The organism is Mycobacterium sp. NGS63 (assembly GCF_059812295.1).
The window spans coordinates 569,142-588,245 of the sequence record NZ_JCALCJ010000002.1; the positions used below are offsets into that span (position 1 = coordinate 569,142).

16 protein-coding genes are annotated in these 19,104 nt (G+C 70.7%); 13 read left to right on the top strand and 3 right to left on the bottom strand.

Going from position 1 to position 19,104, the window contains the following annotated elements; all coding sequences use genetic code 11:
- Positions 1-108 precede the first annotated feature (108 nt).
- From AC5Y4Z_RS05955 to proB, 11 genes are all read left to right on the top strand, one after another.
- Positions 109-723, top strand: a complete 615-nt coding sequence (locus AC5Y4Z_RS05955; protein ID WP_499961386.1) for a transglycosylase family protein — start codon at positions 109-111, stop codon at positions 721-723.
- Positions 724-798: 75 nt separating this feature from the next.
- On the top strand, positions 799-2,058 hold the full coding sequence (locus AC5Y4Z_RS05960; RefSeq protein WP_499961387.1) for a saccharopine dehydrogenase family protein: 1,260 nt from the start codon (positions 799-801) through the stop codon (positions 2,056-2,058).
- A gap of 64 nt (positions 2,059-2,122) precedes the next feature.
- Positions 2,123-4,780, top strand: coding sequence for a valine--tRNA ligase (locus AC5Y4Z_RS05965; protein WP_499961389.1), 2,658 nt, complete (start codon positions 2,123-2,125; stop codon positions 4,778-4,780).
- Positions 4,777-6,183, top strand: a complete 1,407-nt coding sequence (gene folC, locus AC5Y4Z_RS05970; protein WP_499961391.1) for a bifunctional tetrahydrofolate synthase/dihydrofolate synthase — start codon at positions 4,777-4,779, stop codon at positions 6,181-6,183. The genes AC5Y4Z_RS05965 and folC overlap by 4 nt, the downstream gene beginning before the upstream one ends.
- Positions 6,180-6,536, top strand: coding sequence for a DUF4233 domain-containing protein (locus AC5Y4Z_RS05975; RefSeq protein ID WP_499961393.1), 357 nt, complete (start codon positions 6,180-6,182; stop codon positions 6,534-6,536). Before folC ends, AC5Y4Z_RS05975 begins: the two co-directional genes overlap by 4 nt.
- 40 nt (positions 6,537-6,576) lie before the next feature.
- Positions 6,577-6,987 carry a nucleoside-diphosphate kinase gene (gene ndk / locus AC5Y4Z_RS05980; RefSeq protein ID WP_499961396.1) on the top strand — a complete coding sequence of 137 codons (411 nt, stop codon included), beginning with the start codon at positions 6,577-6,579 and terminating at the stop codon, positions 6,985-6,987.
- A gap of 305 nt (positions 6,988-7,292) precedes the next feature.
- Complete coding sequence (gene rne, locus AC5Y4Z_RS05985) at positions 7,293-10,007, top strand: ribonuclease E (RefSeq protein ID WP_499961399.1); 2,715 nt, start codon at positions 7,293-7,295, stop codon at positions 10,005-10,007.
- Between the two features lie 169 nt (positions 10,008-10,176).
- The gene (gene rplU, locus AC5Y4Z_RS05990) at positions 10,177-10,488 is read left to right on the top strand and encodes a 50S ribosomal protein L21 (protein WP_067007977.1); all 312 of its coding nucleotides are present in this window, start codon (positions 10,177-10,179) and stop codon (positions 10,486-10,488) included.
- A 13-nt stretch (positions 10,489-10,501) separates the two neighbouring features.
- Positions 10,502-10,759, top strand: a complete 258-nt coding sequence (gene rpmA, locus AC5Y4Z_RS05995; RefSeq protein ID WP_499961402.1) for a 50S ribosomal protein L27 — start codon at positions 10,502-10,504, stop codon at positions 10,757-10,759.
- Positions 10,760-10,849: 90 nt separating this feature from the next.
- Entirely contained in the window at positions 10,850-12,304 is a 1,455-nt protein-coding gene (gene obgE / locus AC5Y4Z_RS06000; protein ID WP_499961405.1) for a GTPase ObgE, read from the top strand.
- A complete protein-coding gene (gene proB / locus AC5Y4Z_RS06005) occupies positions 12,301-13,404 on the top strand; it encodes a glutamate 5-kinase (RefSeq protein WP_499961407.1) in 1,104 nt (367 codons plus the stop codon). Before obgE ends, proB begins: the two co-directional genes overlap by 4 nt.
- A 93-nt stretch (positions 13,405-13,497) precedes the next feature.
- Here the strand turns inward: proB and AC5Y4Z_RS06010 are convergent, their stop codons facing one another.
- Entirely contained in the window at positions 13,498-14,142 is a 645-nt protein-coding gene (locus AC5Y4Z_RS06010; protein WP_499961410.1) for a TetR/AcrR family transcriptional regulator, read from the bottom strand.
- Positions 14,143-14,233: 91 nt separating this feature from the next.
- Between AC5Y4Z_RS06010 and AC5Y4Z_RS06015 the strand changes: the two genes are divergently transcribed.
- Positions 14,234-15,493: a cytochrome P450 gene (locus tag AC5Y4Z_RS06015; protein ID WP_499961412.1), complete on the top strand. Its 1,260-nt coding sequence runs from the start codon at positions 14,234-14,236 to the stop codon at positions 15,491-15,493.
- Here the strand turns inward: AC5Y4Z_RS06015 and AC5Y4Z_RS06020 are convergent.
- Together AC5Y4Z_RS06020 and AC5Y4Z_RS06025 are read right to left on the bottom strand one after the other, a co-directional pair.
- The gene (locus AC5Y4Z_RS06020) at positions 15,490-16,332 is read right to left on the bottom strand and encodes an NAD-dependent protein deacetylase (protein WP_499961414.1); all 843 of its coding nucleotides are present in this window, start codon (positions 16,330-16,332) and stop codon (positions 15,490-15,492) included. The two genes, AC5Y4Z_RS06015 and AC5Y4Z_RS06020, sit on opposite strands and share 4 nt — an antisense overlap.
- A 114-nt stretch (positions 16,333-16,446) precedes the next feature.
- Positions 16,447-16,986: a cysteine hydrolase family protein gene (locus AC5Y4Z_RS06025; RefSeq protein WP_499961416.1), complete on the bottom strand. Its 540-nt coding sequence runs from the start codon at positions 16,984-16,986 to the stop codon at positions 16,447-16,449.
- Positions 16,987-17,045: 59 nt separating this feature from the next.
- On the opposite strand from AC5Y4Z_RS06025, the gene AC5Y4Z_RS06030 reads away from it, so the two are divergent.
- Positions 17,046-19,100: an NAD(+) synthase gene (locus AC5Y4Z_RS06030; protein ID WP_499961418.1), complete on the top strand. Its 2,055-nt coding sequence runs from the start codon at positions 17,046-17,048 to the stop codon at positions 19,098-19,100.
- Positions 19,101-19,104 lie beyond the last annotated feature (4 nt).

Sequence of the window (19,104 nt, forward strand, 5' to 3'; positions counted from 1 at the left end):
TGCCAGAACGAGACGGCACGTCCCAGAGCACTCATTACGCACCAACCAAGCCCCTGGCCCACCCCGGTGGGTCTGCTTTGGCGCGCGCGCACCGCGAAAGGAAGAAATTTGAAGAACGTCCGCAAGACGCTCATCCTCGCCGCGATCACGGGCACGCTGGTGACGGTGCCGTCCGCCACCGCCACCGCGGAACCGATGGGCCTTGACCCGAACGTTCCCCCCGCCGGGGCCCCTGACGCGCCCCCGCCGCCGGCCCCGGACGCCCCCGCGCCCGCGCCCGTCGGCTTCGACCCGAACGTTCCCCCGCCGCCCCCGGCCCCGGACGCTTTGGCGCCGGTCGACGTGCCCCCGGCACCGGTGGGCTTCGACCCGAACGTTCCCCCGCCGCCGGCTCCGGACGCCCCGCCGCCCCCGCCGGCTCCCGTGGGCTTCGACCCCAACCTTCCGCCGCCGCCGGCGCCGGACGCGCCGCCTCCGCCGGTGCACAAGGCGTACAGCGTCAACTGGGACGCGATCGCGCAGTGCGAGTCGGGTGGCAACTGGGGGATCAACACCGGCAACGGCTTCGCCGGTGGCCTGCAGTTCACCTCGAGCACCTGGCACGCCAACGGCGGCTCGGGTTCGCCCGCCAGCGCCAGCCGCGAGGAGCAGATCCGGGTGGCCGAGAACGTGCTGCACTCGCAGGGCATCGGCGCCTGGCCGGTCTGCGGTCGGCGCGGCTAGACCGACGCCTCAAACGGGTAATGCCGGGCCTCGGGCCCGGCATTACGCGTCTGCGGGTGGGGTAGCGTCGGCCCGGTGACCGCAACGCCGCGCGAGTTCGACATCGTGCTGTACGGGGCGACCGGCTTCGTCGGCAAGCTGACCGCCGAATACCTGGCCCGCGCCGGGGCGGGCGCCCGGATCGCGCTGGCCGGCCGGTCGCCGGACCGGCTGCGGGCCGTGCGCGACACCCTGGGCGAAGCCGCCCAAGACTGGCCCGTACTGACCGCCGACGCCCAGACCCCGTCGACGCTGGACGAGATGGCCGCCCGCACCCGCGTCGTCGTCACGACGGTCGGGCCCTACACCCGCTACGGCCTGCCGCTGGTGGCGGCGTGCGCCGCGGCCGGCACCGATTACGCCGACCTGACCGGCGAGGCGATGTTCGTCCGCGAAAGCATCGACCTGCACCACAAGCAGGCCGCCGACACCGGAGCCCGCATCGTGCACGCCTGCGGCTTCGACTCGGTCCCGTCGGATTTGAGCGTGTACGCGCTGCACCGAACGGCCCAGGGCGACGGCGCCGGGGAGCTCGGTGACACCCACCTGGTGCTGCGCTCGTTCGCCGGGGGATTTTCCGGCGGCACCATCGCGTCGCTGCTGGAAGTGCTGGACACCGCCTCGAACGACCCCGAGGCGCGCCGCCAGCTCGCCGACCCCTACACGCTGAGCACCGACCGCGGCGCGGAACCCGAGCTCGGCCGCCAGCCCGACCTGCCGTGGCGTCGCGGCCGCTACATCGCGCCGGAACTGTCCGGCCTGTGGACCGCGGGATTCATAATGGCCCCCTACAACACGCGAATCGTGCGGCGCAGCAACGCCCTGCTGGACTGGGCGTACGGCCGGCGGTTCCGCTACGAGGAGAACATGAGCGTCGGGTCGTCGGTCGTCGCGCCGGTGGCCTCGGCGGTCGTCAGCGGCGTCGGCAGCGCGACGTTCGGGCTGGGCAGCCGGTTCTTCCGGTTCCTGCCGCGCCGCCTGATAGAGCGGGCGCTGCCCAAACCGGGCACCGGCCCGAGCGAGAAGACCCGCGAACGCGGCTTCTACAAGATCGAGACCTACACCACGACGACGACGGGCGCGCGGTACGTGGCCCGCATGGAGCAGCGCGGAGACCCCGGCTACAAGGCCACCTCCGTGCTGTTGGGGGAGTGCGGCCTGGCGCTCGCCCTGGACCGCGACAAGCTCTCCGACCTCGTGGGTGTGCTGACGCCCGCCGCCGCGATGGGTGACGCATTGCTGGCGCGATTGCCGGCCGCCGGTGTCTCGCTGCGGACCGACCGCCTGGCCGGGTAAACGCGGGTCACCTGCGGCTTTGGGCGCTTACACACCGGTAAACGGCGCTCCCTAGAATTGACCGGTGACCGCCAGCCCACGCCCCGCCCCCGACCTGCCCAAGTCGTGGGATCCGGCTGCGATGGAGGGCGCGATCTACCGGAAATGGCTGGACGCGGGCTACTTCACCGCGGACGCGACCAGCACCAAGCCCCCCTACTCGATCGTGCTGCCCCCGCCGAACGTGACCGGCAGCCTGCACATGGGCCACGCGCTGGAACACACCATGATGGACGCCCTGACCCGCCGCAAGCGGATGCAGGGCTACGAGGTGCTGTGGCAGCCGGGCATGGACCACGCGGGCATCGCGACGCAGAGCGTGGTGGAAAAGCAGCTGGCGGTCGACGGCAAGACCAAGGAGGACTTTGGTCGGGAGCTGTTCGTAGACAAGGTGTGGGACTGGAAGCGTGAGTCCGGCGGCGCCATCGGCGGGCAGATGCGCCGGCTCGGCGACGGCGTGGACTGGAGCCGCGACCGCTTCACCATGGACGAGGGGCTCTCGCGTGCCGTGCGCACCATCTTCAAGCGGCTCTACGACGGCGGGCTGATCTACCGGGCCGAGCGGCTGGTGAACTGGTCGCCGGTGCTGCAGACGGCGATCTCGGACCTCGAGGTCAACTACCTCGACGTCGAAGGCGAGCTGGTGTCGTTCCGGTACGGCTCCCTCGACGACTCCCAACCCCACATCGTGGTGGCCACCACGCGGGTCGAGACGATGCTGGGCGACACCGCCATCGCCGTCCACCCCGACGACGATCGCTACCGCCACCTGGTCGGCACCACGCTGCCGCACCCGTTCGTCGACCGCGAGCTCGTCGTCGTCGCCGACGAGCACGTGGACCCCGAATTCGGCACGGGCGCAGTCAAAGTCACGCCCGCCCACGACCCGAACGACTTCGACATCGGGCTGCGCCACGAGCTGCCGATGATCTCCATCATGGATACCCGCGGCAGGATCACCGACACCGGAACGCAATTCGACGGGATGGACCGCTTCGAGGCCCGCGTCGCGGTGCGCGAGGCCCTGGCCGCGCAGGGCCGCGTCGTCGAGGAGAAGCGACCCTACCTGCACAGCGTCGGGCATTCCGAACGCAGCGGCGAGCCGATCGAGCCGCGGCTGTCGCTGCAGTGGTGGGTCCGGGTGGAATCGCTGGCCAAGGCCGCCGGCGACGCGGTTCGCAACGGCGACACCGTGATTCACCCCGCCAGCCTGGAGCCGCGCTGGTTCGCCTGGGTCGACGACATGCACGACTGGTGCATCTCGCGCCAACTCTGGTGGGGCCACCGCATCCCGATCTGGTACGGGCCCGACGGCGAACAGGTATGCGTCGGCCCGGACGAGACGCCGCCCGAGGGCTGGGAGCAGGACCCCGACGTGCTGGACACCTGGTTTTCCTCGGCGCTGTGGCCGTTCTCCACGCTGGGCTGGCCGGAGAAGACCCCGGAGCTGGAAAAGTTCTATCCGACAAGCGTTCTGGTCACCGGCTACGACATCCTGTTCTTCTGGGTCGCGCGGATGATGATGTTCGGCACGTTCGTCGGCGGCGACGACGCCATCACCCTTGACGGCCGCCGCGGCCCGCAGGTGCCGTTCACCGACGTCTTCCTGCACGGGCTGATCCGCGACGAATCCGGCCGCAAGATGAGCAAGTCCAAGGGCAACGTCATCGACCCGCTGGACTGGATGGAGGCCTTCGGGGCCGACGCCCTGCGATTCACCCTCGCCCGCGGCGCCAGCCCCGGCGGTGACCTGTCCGTAGGCGAGGACGCGGTCCGCGCGTCGCGCAACTTCGGCACCAAGCTGTTCAACGCCACGCGCTACGCGCTGCTCAACGGCGCGAGCCCGGCGCCGCTACCCGCCCCGGCCGACCTGTCCGACGCCGACCGCTGGATCCTCGGGCGGCTGGAAGAGGTTCGCGCCGAGGTGGATTCGGCACTCGACGGCTACGAATTCAGCCGGGCCTGCGAATCGCTCTACCACTTCACCTGGGACGAATTCTGCGACTGGTACGTCGAACTGGCCAAAACCCAGCTCGCCGAGGGGCACGCGCACACCACCGCCGTGCTGGCCGCGGTGCTCGACACGCTGCTGCGGCTGCTGCATCCGGTCATCCCGTTCCTCACCGAGGCGCTGTGGCAGGCGCTGACCGGTCGGGAGTCGCTGGTCATCGCCGAATGGCCCAAGCCGTCGGGCATCGCCCTGGATCACGTTGCGGCGCAACGCATCAGCGACATGCAGAAGCTCGTCACCGAGGTCCGCCGGTTCCGCAGCGAACAGGGATTGGCCGACCGGCAGAAGGTGCCCGCCCGCCTGGCCGGCGTGGCCGACGCCGACCTGGACGGCCAGGCGGCCGCGGTGAGCTCGCTGGCCTGGCTCAGCGCCCCCGGCGCCGATTTCCGGCCGTCGGTGTCGCTGGAGGTCCGGCTGGGCCCCCACACCGACCGGACCGTCGTCGTCGAGCTCGACACCTCGGGCACCATCGACGTCGCCGCCGAGCGCCGCCGCCTGGAGAAGGATCTGGCCGCCGCGCACAAGGAGCTGGCGTCGACGGCCGCGAAGCTGGGCAACGCCGACTTCCTCGGCAAGGCGCCCGAACACGTCGTCGCCAAGATCCGCGACCGCCAGCGCGTGGCCCAGGAGGAAACCGACCGGATCACCGCGAGGTTGGCCGCGCTGCAATGACCTTGCCGCCCACACCGGACGAGATCGCGTCCCTGCTGCAAGTCGAGCACCTGCTCGACCAGCGCTGGCCCGAGACGCGCATCGAGCCGAGCCTGACCCGGATCAGCGCGCTGATGGACCTGCTGGGCTCGCCGCAACTCGGCTACCCGTCCATCCACGTCGCGGGCACCAACGGCAAGACCTCGGTGGCGCGGATGATCGACGCGCTGGTGACCGCGCTGCACCGGCGCACCGGCCGCACCACCAGCCCGCACCTGCAGTCGGCCGTCGAGCGCATCGCGATCGACGGGCAACCGATCAGCCCCGCCCAGTACGTGGCGACGTACCGGGAGATCGAGCCGTTCGTGCAGATGGTCGACGCCCAGTCACAAGCCGAGGGCGGGCCGGCCATGAGCAAGTTCGAGGTCCTCACCGCGATGGCGTTCGCGGCGTTCGCCGACGCGCCGGTCGACGTCGCGGTGGTCGAGGTCGGCATGGGCGGGCGCTGGGACGCCACCAACGTCGTCACCGCGCCGGTGGCGGTGATCACCCCCGTCGGCATCGATCACGTCGACTACCTGGGCGGCGACCTCGCCGGGATCGCCGGCGAGAAGGCCGGCATCATCCACCGGGCGCCCGACGGCGCGCCGGACACCGTGGCCGTCATCGCGCGCCAGGCGCCGGAGGCGATGGAGGTGCTGCTGGCCCAGTCGGTGCGCGCCGACGCCGCGGTCGCCCGCGAGGATTCCGAGTTCGCGGTGCTGGGCCGCCAGGTCGCCGTCGGCGGACAGCTGCTGCAGCTGCAGGGCCTCGGCGGCGTGTACGCCGACGTCTTCCTGCCGCTGCACGGCGAACACCAGGCGCACAACGCGGCGGTCGCGCTCGCGGCGGTCGAGGCGTTTTTCGGCGCCGGCGCCCAGCGCCAGCTCGACGTGGACGCCGTGCGGGCCGGCTTCGCCGCCGTCACCAGCCCCGGCCGGCTGGAGCGCATGCGCAGCGCCCCCACGGTGTTCCTCGACGCCGCGCACAACCCGGCCGGGGCGGCCGCGCTGGCGCAGGCGCTGACCGGCGAATTCGACTTCCGCTTCCTGGTGGGGGTGCTCAGCGTGCTGGCGGACAAGGACGTCGACGGCATCCTGGCCGCGCTCGAGCCGGCGTTCGATTCCGTCGTCGTGACCCATAACGGCTCGCCCCGCGCGCTGGACGTCGAGACGCTGGCCCTGGCCGCGCGCGAGCGGTTCGGAGCCGAGCGCGTGACGACCGCCGAAAACCTGCGCGACGCAATCGATGTCGCGACCGCCCTGGTCGACGAGGCGGCCGCCGACGGGGAGGCGGGGGAAGCCTCGGGCACCGGGATCGTCGTCACGGGCTCGGTCGTCACCGCCGGGGCCGCGCGGACGCTGTTCGGGCGGGACCCGGCGTGACCGACCAAAGTCCCGCCCCGGCCGACCCGTGGAAGAGTTTCGGGGCGGTGATGGCCGCGACGCTGGTCCTCGAGGCGATCGTGGTGCTGCTGGCCATTCCGGTGGTGGGCGCCGTCGGCGGCGGCCTGACCGCCGCGTCGCTGGCCTATTTGATCGGCCTGGCCGCGGTGCTGATCCTGCTGGCCGGGGTGCAGCGCAGGCCGTGGGCGATCTGGGTGAACCTGGCCGTGCAGGCGGTCCTGCTCGCCGGGTTTGCGGTCTATCCCGGCGTGGGATTCATCGGGGTGCTGTTCACCGGGGTGTGGGCGGCGATCGCCTATTTCCGGGCCGAGGTCAGGCGCAGGCAGCGGTGATCCGGCGGTTGACGCCACCTGGTTCTGTACGCTGTCGCCCGTGACCGAACGGACCCTGGTACTGATCAAGCCCGATGCCGTCGAGCGGCACCTGATCGGCGAGATCATCAGCCGCATCGAGCGAAAAGGGCTCACCATCGCGGCGCTGGAGCTCCGGCACGTCAGCGAGGAGCTGGCCGGCCAGCACTACGCCGAGCACGAGGGCAAGCCGTTCTTTCCGTCGTTGCTGGAGTTCATCACCTCGGGTCCGGTGGTGGCGGCGGTCGTGGAGGGGCCACGCGCGATCGCGGCGTTTCGGCAGGTCGCCGGGGGCACCGACCCCGTGGAGAAGGCCACGCCAGGCACGATCCGCGGCGATTTCGGGCTGGAGACGCAGTTCAACCTGGTGCACGGGTCCGATTCGGCCGACTCGGCCAAGCGCGAGATCGCGCTGTGGTTTCCCGGGGCTTAGCCCGGTTTGCTGAACCCTTCGCATTCGGGCGTGGATGGGCACGCCCAGTGATGTGGGATACTGGCTGCGGGTGAACGTCGCCATACCGACGTCGGACACCCGAATGAAGACTTAGACAAGCGCGAACATCGCCATTCCGCGGTGTTGCGCCGCATGTCAGGCCGACATTCAGCACGGCGCCGAGTGGGTTCACCTTGAGCCGCCCGGGGCGAGACCATCACAAGCCTGGGAGAGACCCGGGCGCATAGCGAAGCCCTCGCGTGGCCGCGTCGAAAGCGACGCGCCCGGGGGCTAAAGGAGAATACGTGGTAGACAGTGCCCCACCCACAGACCCATCGCACGAGCCGGGCCGGCACGAGGACCTGCCGGACCGCCTGAGGGTCCACCAGCTGGCCCGAGCGTTGGGCAGCACCAACACCGAGGTGCTCGAGGCGCTCACGACGCTCGACGGGCGGGTCCGCAGCGTGCACTCCGGCGTGGACCGCGAGGACGCCCTGCGCGTGCGCGACCTGATCTTCGCCAAGCCCCTCAAGCACATTCCGGGCTTTTCCAGCGCCCCGGTCCCCGTCACCGTGCGCCACGCCCCCCGGCCCGCGCCGGGGTCCGCGAGCGACCCGCCGCAGTACATGCCACTGTTCGTCGCGCCGCAGCCCAGGGACACCGACGCGGGCGGCGACGGCGACGACGAGGACGGCGCCGACGACACCGCCGACACCGGCGACGATCAGGACGACCAGACCGACCGCCCGGCCAACCGGCGGCGGCGTCGCGGCCGCCGCGGGCGGGGCCGGGGCCGCGGCGAACAGGGCGGGGCCGACGGCGAGGACTCCGGTGACGACGACGACGAGGACGCCGACGAGGCCGATGACTCCGACACCGACGACGACGGCTCGGCGGAGGGCGGCAACCGCCGCCGCCGGCGCCGCCGGCGGCGCAAGTCGGGGGCCGGCGACGACAACGACGAGGGCGCGTCGCCCGACGACCCGCCGAACACCGTGGTGCACGAGCGCCCGGCGCGGGGCGGCAAGAACGGCGACGACGGCTCCGGGACCGCCGAGATCAAGGGCATCGACGGCTCCACCCGGCTGGAGGCCAAGCGGCAACGCCGCCGCGACGGCCGCGACGCCGGGCGGCGCCGCCCGCCGGTGCTGACCGAGGCCGAATTCCTGGCGCGCCGCGAGGCCGTCGAACGGACGATGATCGTGCGCGACCGGGTCCGCACCGAACCGCCGCACCCGGGCGCGCGCTACACCCAGATCGCGGTGCTCGAGGACGGCATCGTCGTCGAACACTTCGTGACCTCCGCGGCCTCGGCCTCCCTGGTGGGAAACATCTATCTGGGGATCGTGCAGAACGTGCTGCCCTCCATGGAGGCGGCGTTCGTCGACATCGGCCGCGGCCGCAACGGCGTGCTCTACGCCGGCGAGGTGAACTGGGAAGCCGCCGGGTTGGGCGGGTCCGACCGCAAGATCGAACAGGCCCTCAAGCCCGGCGACTACGTCGTCGTCCAGGTCAGCAAGGACCCGGTCGGCCACAAGGGCGCCCGGCTGACCACGCAGGTCTCCCTGGCCGGCCGCTACCTGGTCTACGTGCCGGGCGCGTCGTCGACCGGGATCAGCCGCAAGCTGCCCGACACCGAGCGCCAGCGGCTCAAGGAGATCCTGCGCGAGGTGGTGCCGTCCGACGCCGGGGTGATCATCCGCACCGCGTCCGAGGGCGTCAAGGAGGAGGACATCCGCGCCGACGTCGGCCGCCTGCAGGAACGCTGGCAGCAGATCGAGGCCAAGGCCGCCGAGACCAAGCAGAAGGCCGCCGGGGCCGCGGTGTCGCTCTACGAAGAGCCCGACGTGCTGGTCAAGGTCATCCGCGACCTGTTCAACGAGGACTTCGCCGGCCTGATCGTCTCCGGCGACGAGGCGTGGAACACCATCAACGAGTACGTGAATTCCGTTGCCCCCGAACTGGTTTCGAAGCTGACCAAGTACGAGCCCGCCACCGGGCCGGACGAGGCGAGCGGGCCGGACGTGTTCGCCGTGCACCGCATCGACGAGCAACTCGCCAAGGCGATGGACCGCAAGGTGTGGCTGCCGTCGGGCGGCACGCTGGTGATCGACCGGACCGAGGCGATGACGGTGATCGACGTCAACACCGGCAAGTTCACCGGGTCCGGGGGCAACCTCGAGCAGACCGTCACCAAGAACAACCTCGAGGCCGCCGAGGAGATCGTGCGCCAGCTGCGGCTGCGCGACATCGGCGGCATCGTGGTCATCGACTTCATCGACATGGTGCTCGAGTCCAACCGCGACCTGGTGTTGCGCCGGCTGACCGAGGCGCTGGCCCGCGACCGCACCCGCCACCAGGTATCGGAGGTGACGTCGCTGGGCCTGGTCCAGCTGACCCGCAAGCGGCTGGGCACCGGCCTGATCGAGGCGTTCTCGTCGTCGTGCCCGAACTGTGGCGGCCGCGGCATCCTGCTGCACGGCGACCCCGTCGATTCGGCACCGGCGAACGGGCGCAAGTCAGAATCCGGCGGGCGCCGCAGCCGGCGGTCGAAGAAGAAGGGGGCCGAAGAGCCGGCGGTGGCCAAGGTGCCCGCGCACGCTCCCGGCGAGCACCCGATGTTCAAGGCGATGGCCGCGGCCGGCCAGGGCGACCAGGGTGAAGAGGAATCCGACGAGTCGCCTGACGAGGTCAGCGCCACGGCCCGCGAGGCCGACGAGGCCGAGGAGCAGGCCGCCGCCGGGGTCGAGGACACCGACCAGGAGGACTTCGAGGACACCGACGAGGACGACCTCGACGACGAAGACCTCGATGACGACGACGAGGACCTCGGCGACGACGAGGACCTCGACCTGGACGGCGACGACGACGATGACTCCGACGACACCGACGATGTCGACGATCTGGACGACGATTCCGACGACGACTCCGCGCGGGAGGGTGACGGGTCGCCGTTTGGCCGGCCCCGTCGCCGCCGCGCTGCGGGCCGGCCGGCGGGCCCGCCGATCCACGTGGACTGAGCTGCGGACCGGGGCCGGTTTGACCCTGTAGCCGCTGGTCACGTACCCTTGGACAGTTGTCGTCGGGCTGAGTTCACCCCGGCGAGCGGGACACAGGGACCCGCACCCAGACCCACCACGCGCGCCGCAGGTGGCACGCGCGTGACGCGAGAAAGAGGCAGGAGCAGCGATGGCGACCTACGCAATCGTCAAGACCGGCGGTAAGCAGTACAAAGTCGCCGTCGGAGACGTCGTCAAGGTCGAGAAGCTCGACTCCGAGCCGGGCTCGAACGTGACGCTGCCGGTCGCCCTGGTCGTCGACGGCGCCAAGGTCACCAGCGACGCCGCGGCGCTGGCGAAGGTCGCGGTGACCGGCGAGGTGCTCGAGCACACCAAGGGCCCCAAGATCCGCATCCACAAGTTCAAGAACAAGACCGGCTACCACAAGCGTCAGGGCCACCGTCAGCAGCTGACGGTCCTGAAGGTCACCGGAATCAAGTAGTAGGGGCGACAAGATGGCACACAAGAAGGGCGCTTCCAGCTCGCGCAACGGTCGCGATTCCGCCGCGCAGCGCCTCGGCGTGAAGCGGTTCGGCGGACAGGTCGTCAAGGCCGGCGAAATCCTGGTCCGCCAGCGCGGCACGAAATTCCACCCCGGCACAGGCGTCGGGCGGGGCGGCGACGACACGTTGTTCGCCAAGGAGTCCGGCGCGGTCCAGTTCGGCGTCAAGCGCGGGCGCAAGACCGTCAGCATCGTCGGCGCGTCCGACTGAGCGCCGCGAGCGTGCACCCACTGCGATAATTCGAGGCGAAACTCGCGGTAGCTGCACGCTCGGCGAGCGAGACGGGTGAGAGGATCCCCGATGCCCCGGTTTGTCGATCGCGTCGTCGTCCACGCGCGGGCGGGTTCCGGCGGGAACGGCTGCGCGTCGGTGCGCCGCGAGAAATTCAAGCCGCTGGGCGGCCCCGACGGCGGCAACGGCGGCCGCGGCGGCAGCATCGTCCTAATCGTCGACCCGCAGGTGCACACGCTGCTGGACTTCCATTTCCATCCGCACATCACCGCGGCCTCGGGCAAGCAGGGGATGGGCAACAACCGCGACGGCGCCGCCGGCGCCGACCTGGAGGTCAAGGTCCCCGACGGCACCGTCGTGCTGGACGACAACGGGCGGCTGCTGGCCGACCTGGTCGGCTCGGGCACCCGCTTCGAGGCCGCCGCCGGCGGCCGCGGCGGGCTGGGCAACGCCGCGCTGGCCTCGCGCGCGCGCAAGGCGCCGGGCTTCGCGCTGCTCGGCGAGCCCGGCCAGGCGCGCGACCTGACGCTGGAGCTCAAGACGGTCGCCGACGCCGGGCTGATCGGGTTCCCCTCGGCCGGGAAATCCTCACTGGTGTCAGCGATCTCGGCGGCCAAACCCAAAGTCGCCGACTACCCGTTCACCACGCTTGTGCCCAACCTCGGTGTGGTCTCGGCGGGCGAGCACACCTTCACGATCGCCGACGTGCCCGGCCTGATCCCGGGCGCGTCGCAGGGCCGCGGCCTTGGGCTGGAATTCCTCCGGCACATCGAGCGCTGCGCGGTGCTGGTGCACGTGGTGGACTGCGCCACCGCGGAGCCGGGCCGCGACCCGATCTCCGACATCGACGCGCTGGAAGCCGAACTCGCCGCGTACACCCCCACATTGCAGGGCGACGCGGCGCTGGGCGACCTCGCCGAGCGGCCACGAGCGGTGGTGCTCAACAAGATCGACGTGCCCGAGGCCCGCGAGCTCGCCGAGTTCGTCCGCGACGAGATCGCCGGGCGCGGCTGGCCCGTGTTCCTGGTGTCGACCGTCGCGCGAGAAGGGCTGCAGCCCTTGACCTTCGGGCTCTGGCAGATGATCTCGGACTACAACGCCGCGCGGCCGCCGATCGTGCCGCGGCGCCCGGTGATCCGCCCGGTGCCCGTCGACGACAGCGGCTTCGCCGTCGAACCGGACGCCCACGGCGGGTTCGTCGTCACCGGCGCGCGGCCCGAACGCTGGGTGGGCCAGACCAACTTCGACAACGACGAGGCGGTCGGCTACCTCGCCGACCGCCTGGCGCGCCTCGGCGTCGAGGAGGAACTGCTGCGGCTGGGCGCCCGACCGGGCTGCGCGGTCACCATCGGGGAGATGACGTTCGACTGGGAGCCGCAAACCCCTGCGGGACAACACGTTACGCTGTCGGGCCGGGGCACCGATGCGCGGCTGGAGCGCAGCGACCGCGTCGGCGCCGCCGAACGCAAGGCCGCCCGCCGGCAGCGCCGACAGCAGGGCCCCGAAACCGGTGGGACCTCGTGAGCGCCCAGCGCGACGCCATCCGGACCGCGCGCAGCCTGGTGGTCAAGGTCGGCACCAACGCGCTGACCACACCGTCCGGGATGTTCGACGCCGGCCGGCTGGCCGGGCTGGCCGACGCCATCGAGGCGCGGATGAAGGCGGGCACCGACGTCGTCATCGTGTCGTCGGGCGCCATCGCCGCCGGCATCGAGCCGCTCGGTTTGACCCACCGCCCCAAGGATTTGGCGACGAAGCAGGCCGCCGCCAGCGTCGGTCAGGTCTCCCTGGTGAACTCGTGGAGCGCGGCGTTCGCCCGCTACGGCCGCACCGTCGGCCAGGTGCTGCTGACCGCGCACGACATCTCCGTGCGGGCCTCACACACCAACGCCCAGCGCACCCTGGACCGGCTGCGCGCCCTGCACGCGGTGGCGATCGTCAACGAGAACGACACGGTGGCCACCAACGAGATCCGGTTCGGCGACAACGACCGGCTCTCGGCGCTGGTGGCCCACCTCGTCGGCGCCGAGGCGCTGGTGCTGCTCTCCGACATCGACGGCCTCTACGATGCCGACCCACGAAAAACCAAGGGCGCCACCTTCATCCGCGAGGTGTCCGGCGCGGCGGATCTGGACGGCGTGGTCGCCGGCCCGGGCAGCGACCTGGGCACCGGCGGGATGGCCTCGAAGATGTCGTCGGCCCTGCTGGCCGCCGACGCGGGGGTCCCGGTGCTGCTGGCCGCCGCGGCCGACGCCGCGACCGCGCTGACCGACGCCTCCACCGGCACGGTGTTCGCCGCACGGCCGCAGCGGATGTCGGCGCGCCGGTTCTGGGTGCGTTACGCGGCCGAGGCGACCGGTTCGCTGACGCTGGACGACGGCGCGGTGCGCGCCGTGGTGGGCCAGCGCCGCTCGCTGCTGCCCGCGGGCATCACGACCGTGTCGGGCCGCTTCTACGCCGGGGACGTGGTCGAGCTGCGCGGACCGGACGCGGCCATGGTTGCCCGGGGCGTGGTGGCCTACGACGCCGCCGAGCTGGCCACCATGATGGGCCGCTCGACCTCCGAGCTGCCCGGCGAGCTGCGCCGCCCGGCCGTGCACGCCGACGACCTGGTCGCGGTATAGCGCCCTTACCCGGCCAGCAGACATAGAATCGCACGATTCGTTCCTCGAACGTGCGATTCTATGTCTGCTCGCGCTCCTGCCGCGCTTCTGCGCTCAGCCGGACATCGGCTTGAGATACAGCGCGCCCCAAATGATTTGGGCCAGCGCCTCGGCGAGCTCGGCGTCGTAGGACTCGGGGGCCGTCGGAAGGTTTTGATGACACGCGCGCTCGACCATCCAGGTCAGCGCGCTGGCCGTGGCGGTCGCGGGCAGCTCGGGGCGGATGGAGCCGTCGGCCTGGCCGTCCTCGATGACGCGGGTGACCCGACCGCTGATGGCGGTCAACAGGTTTCGATAGGTCGCCCCGACCAGGGGGTCGTAGCCGGCCATCTCGTTCAGCGCGACGAGCACCGGTTGATGGCGCCGGTAGCCGGCGACGATGGACGTCGTCGCGGCGCGGACGTCGTCGGGGTCGTGCCGCCACGCCACGCTCCACCAGCGGTCGGCGCTGTCGGCGAGGTCGGCGAACACCTGGCCGGCCATCCGGCGCAGCAGGTGACCCTTGTCCTCGAAGTAGATGTAGAAGCTGGCGCGGGAGATGCCGGCCTCGCTCGACAGCCGGTCGACGCTGAGCTCGGTGAAACTGGCACCGTCGCGCATCAGCCGCTCGGTGGCGTCGAGCAGCCGGCGCTCCATCTGCTCGCGGCGCTGCTGGCGGCCTCGTTCGCGAGCCTGCGCCTTGCGGGTCACCGACGGCATTCGCCCAGCATAACGGCTTGTGCGACATATTGACTAGACATAGTGTCTAGGCATAGGGTCAGGTTTGGCTTCACCCGTGGGGAGGGTTCCTATGACAGCCATGACCGGCACCGCTCGCGCCTACGACGCGATCGACCTGTCCTCGCGCGCGTTCTGGTCGACGACGGCCGCCGACCGCGAGCGCTCGTTCGCGGTCCTGCGCGCCGAGCGTCCGGTGAGCTGGCATCCCCCGGTGGAGGACGCGCTGCTGCCGGATCCCGACGACCCCGGCTATTGGGCGGTCACCCGCCGCGCCGACATCGTCTCGGTCAGCCGCAACAACGAGGTGTTCCTGTCCGGCCGGGGCGTGATGTTCGAGAGCGTTCCCCAGGAGTTGCTCGAGGCGTCGCAGTCGTTTTTGGCGATGGACCCGCCGCGGCACACCATGCTGCGCAAGCTGGTCAGCGCCGCGTTCACCCCGCGGCAGGTCCGCCGCATCGAGGATTCGATCCGGGCGAATGCCCGGCGCATCGTCGAGGAGCTCGTCGCGGCCGGCAGCGGCGCGGATTTCGTCGAGCACTGCGCCAAGGAGCTGCCGATACGCACGCTGTCGGACATGGTCGGCATCCCGGAATCCGAGCGCGAGCGGGTGGCGCACGCCGCCGAGGCCGCGGTGTCGTGGGCCGACCCGGAGTCGATGCGGGGGCGCAATCCGCTGGAGGTGCTGGTGGAAAACCAGCTCTACCTGCATCAGGTCGCCGGCGCGCTGGCGGCCGAGCGCCGCGAGCACCCTGGCGACGACCTGTTCAGCGGCCTGGTCAACGCCGAGGTCGACGGCGACCGGCTCACCGACGCCGACGTGGCCGCGTTCTTCGTGCTGCTCTCGGTGGCCGCCAACGACACCACCCGGCAGACCACCAGCCACGCGCTGAAGGCGCTCACCGACTTTCCCGAGCAGCGGGCCTGGCTGATGGACGATTTCGACAACCGTATCGGCACGGCGGTCGAGGAGTTCATTCGCTGGGCAACCCCGGTGATGACCTTCCGCCGCACGGCCGCAACGGATCTCGAGCTGGGCGGCCAGCCGATCCGGGCCGGCGAGAAGGTGGTGATGTTCTACTCGTCGGGCAACTGGGACACCGACGCGTTCGAGCGCCCGGACCGTTTCGATCTGAGCCGCAGCCCCAACCCGCATCTCGGCTTCGGCGGTGGCGGGGTGCACTTCTGCCTCGGGGCGCACGTGGCCCGCGCGCAACTGCGCGCGATCATCGGCGAGGTGCTCCGGCAGCTACCGGACATCCAGGCGGGCGAACCGTCTTATGTGGCGGGCAATTTCATTCACGCAATCCGCAGCATGCCCTGCACCTTCTAGACGGACGCGCCGGCCAACTCGCACGCGATCAGCGTCAGCAACTCCGAACAGCCGCCGTCGACCTTGACGGTGGCCAGGTCGTCACCGCGGGTGCGGCCGCGGTTGACGACGGCGATCGGCAGGCCGCGCGCGGCGGCGTGCCGCACGAACCGGTAACCGGAGAACACGGTCAGCGACGAACCCGCCACCAACAGCGCGTCGGCTCTCTCGACTACTGAATACGCCGATGCCACAACATCTTTGGGCACGCTTTCGCCGAAGTAGACGATGTCCGGCTTGAGCATGCCGCCGCAGCGCGGGCAGTCCAGGTACCGGAACGACGTGGTGTCGGCGATGACGGCGTCGGCGTCGGGGGCCACCGCCAGCCCGCCCACCGCCTCCGCCCGCTCGATAAAGCCCGGGTTGAGCGCCTCCAACCGTTCGGCGAGGGCGGCGCGGCTCATGCCGCGGCCGCAGCCCAGGCAGACCACGTGGGCGTAGGTGCCGTGCAGGTTGACCACGTTGCGGCTGCCGGCCTTCGTGTGCAGCAGGTCGACGTTCTGCGTGATCACCCCGGTGACCACCGACGCGCGCTCGAGCGTGGCCAGCGCCCGGTGCCCGGCGTTGGGCAGGGTGTCGTCCATGTGCCGCCACCCGACGTGGTTGCGGGCCCAATACCGCTGCCGGAACACCGGATCCGAGGTGAACTGGCGGATGGTCATGGGATTGCTCGGCGGCGAATCGGGTCCCCGGTAGTCGGGGATGCCCGAGTCGGTGGAGATCCCCGCACCGGTCAGCACCGCAACCCGTCGCCCGGTCAGCAGCGCGACGAGCTCGGGCGATTCTGCGCGACGAGTCACCCGTCCGAGGGTAGCCGCCACCACCAGGGCGCGTAGCCCACCACCGCGAGCGGCCGTGTTTGCACGGCGACACGCCGGCAAAGCTGGCAGTTTGCGGGCGCTCGCGGTGCATCGTCAGCCCAGGCAGTCGGCCGCGGTGGTGAGCTCGGCGGACATGTTCTGTTCCATCATCTTCAGCGCCGCGGCGCCCAACTCCGCGTCGATGTGCGCGACGGCATCGGTCGGGATCACCACGTTGAAATGGCGGACGTAGGCGTCGAGCGCGGTGTACAGGATGCACTGCTCGGTGACCTGGCCGGTCAGGATCAGCCGCTTGGTCTCCAGCCGGCTGAGCAGATACGCCAGCGCGGTGGCATAGAACGCGCTGTGGCGGACCTTGGTCAGCACCCGGCAAGCCTCCGTGGGCAGGATCGGCTTGATCAGATCCGGGCGGGCCCCGTGCTGCGCCGAGCGGACGATGTCGGAGAACTGCGCGGTGAAATCGCCATAGTTGTCGTTGGCGTAGATGAGGTCGACACCGTTGGCGTCGCGGGCGCGGCGGACCAGTTCGGCCAGCGGCTCGATGATTTTCTCGACATTGGGTATCAGTTCTTCAGCGTCGGGATGCTGATAGGTGTTCATCATGTCGACCACGACGACGGCGGTATCGCTCATGCTGGTGGGGATACCCGGCGGCGACAACTTGACAACCGTCAGGCGACAATGGAAGGGCCATGAATTCTTCTCAGGACTTCTACAACAGCTACGGCCAGGGTTTTGTCCGGGTCGCCGCGTGCACGCACCACACCACGATCGGTGACCCGGCGGCCAACGCGGAGTCGGTGCTGCGGTTGGCCCGCGAATGCCACGACGACGGCGTCGCCGTGGCCGTCTTCCCCGAGCTGACGCTGTGCGGGTACTCCATCGAGGACATCGTGCTGCAGGACCTGTTGCTCGACGACGTCGAACGCGCCCTCGCCGACGTCATCGCGTCATCGTCGAAATTGCTGCCGGTGTTGGTCGTCGGCGCGCCGCTGCGCCACCGGCATCGCATCTACAACGCGGCCGCGGTCATCCACCGCGGCGCGCTGCTCGGCGTCGCGCCCAAGTCGTACCTGCCCACCTACCGGGAGTTCTACGAGCGCCGCCAGATCGCGCCCGGCGACGACGAGCGCGGCTTCATCCGCATCGGCGATGTCGAGGCGCCGTTCGGTCCGGACCTGTTGTTCGCCGCCTCCGATCTCCCGGACTTCGTGCTGCACGTGGAGATCTGCGAGGACATGTTCGTGCCGATCCCGCCCAGCGCGGAGGCGGCGCTGGCGGGGGCGACGGTGCTGGCGAACCTGTCCGGCAGCCCGATCACGATCGGCCGCGCCGAGGACCGGTGCCTGCTGGCCCGCTCGGCGTCGTCACGGTGCCTGGCCGCCTACGTCTACGCCGCCGCCGGCGAGGGCGAGTCGACCACCGACCTGGCCTGGGACGGCCAGACCATGGTGTGGGAGAACGGCGTGCAGCTGGCCTGCTCCGAGCGCTTCCCGAAGGGGGAGCGGCGCAGCGTCGCCGACGTCGACTTGGAGCTGCTCCGCTCGGAGCGGCTGCGGATGGGGACCTTCGACGACAACCGGCGCCACCACCGGGCGTCGGCGGAGTCGTTCCGGCGCATCGAGTTCCGGCTCGACCCGCCGGGCGGCGACATCGGGCTGCGCCGCGAGATCGAGCGCTTCCCGTTCGTGCCCGCGGATCCCCAACGCCTGGAACAGGATTGCTACGAGGCCTACAACATTCAGGTCGCGGGGCTCGAGCAGCGGTTGCGGGCGCTGGATTACCCGAAGGTGGTCATCGGCATTTCCGGCGGTCTGGACTCGACGCACGCGCTGATCGTCGCGGCGCGCGCCATGGACCGCGAGGAACGCCCGCGCAGCGACATCCTGGCGTTCACGCTGCCCGGCTTCGCGACCGGGGATCGCACCAAACGCAACGCGATCGAGCTTTGCCGCGCGCTCGGCGTCACCTTCTCCGAGATCGACATCACCGAGACCGCGCAGCTGATGCTCAAGGAGATCGACCACCCGTTCGCGCGCGGCGAGAAGGTCTACGATGTCACCTTCGAAAACGTGCAGGCCGGCCTGCGCACCGATTACCTGTTCCGGCTGGCCAACCAGCGCGGCGGCATCGTGCTGGGCACCGGCGACCTCTCCGAGCTGGGGCTGGGCTGGTCGACCTACGGGGTCGGTGACCAGATGTCGCACTACAACGTCAACGGCGGCGTGCCGAAGACGCTGATCCAGCACCTGATCCGGTGGGTGATTTCGTCCGGCCAATTCGAATCCGATGTGTGCGAGGTGCTGCAGTCGGTGCTGGACACCGAGATCACGCCGGAGCTCGTGCCCAGCGGGGAAGAGGAGGAGCTGCAGAGCAGCGAGGCCAAGGTCGGGCCCTTTGCCCTGCAGGACTTTTCGCTGTTCCATGTGCTGCGCTTCGGATTCCGACCGTCGAAGATCGCCTTCTTGGCATGGCACGCCTGGAGCGATCCCGAGCAGGGCAACTGGCCGCCGGGATTTCCCGAGGACAAGCGGCCGTCGTACTCGCTCAAGGAGATTCGGCACTGGCTGCAGGTGTTCGTGCAGCGGTTCTACTCGTTCAGCCAGTTCAAGCGCTCGGCGCTGCCCAACGGCCCCAAGGTGTCGCACGGCGGCGCGCTGTCGCCGCGCGGCGACTGGCGCGCGCCGTCCGACATGTCCGCGCGCATCTGGCTCGACGAGATCGACCGCGAGGTCCCCGAGGACTAGACAG